We start from the raw sequence: 419 nt of genomic DNA on the forward strand, positions 1-419 counted from the left end.
ATAACCTTCACACCAAATACTGACTTTGTAGGAGAAGCAATTGTGAATTATACCATCACCGATGGAAATGGAGGGTTTGATAGTGCAATAGTTACAATTACAGTAGATGAAGACAGAGCAATAAGCATAGAAGTAACAGAAGTTTGTATCAAAGACACTCCGTATGTACAATATGAACTTACCGCAGTTGATTTTGTACCTACGGGAGGAGCAACTATAGTCTGGAGAAAACTTGATGGTACAGTGGTAGAAGAGTTGACGAATCAGCCTCTTACTGGTCAACTATTATGGCCTGGAGCAGAAGTAGATGGAGAGGGCAATCCGATTGCATGGCCGGGATGGGATTTTGTGGATGGAGTCTGGATTCAGATTAATGATGGTTTACGTCCGGAAATGGAACTGGTGATCTCAGTGAATCC

The 419-nt window shown here is 42.0% G+C and carries 1 protein-coding gene; it reads left to right on the forward strand.

The genetic code is table 11. The features are described from left to right. A partial coding sequence (locus AAOP42_RS00595) for an Ig-like domain-containing protein (RefSeq protein ID WP_349526508.1) occupies nucleotides 1-419 on the forward strand: 419 nt, incomplete at both ends.

The sequence above is a fragment of the Reichenbachiella sp. MALMAid0571 genome (assembly GCF_040151475.1).
GTDB lineage: Bacteria > Bacteroidota > Bacteroidia > Cytophagales > Cyclobacteriaceae > CAXBNB01.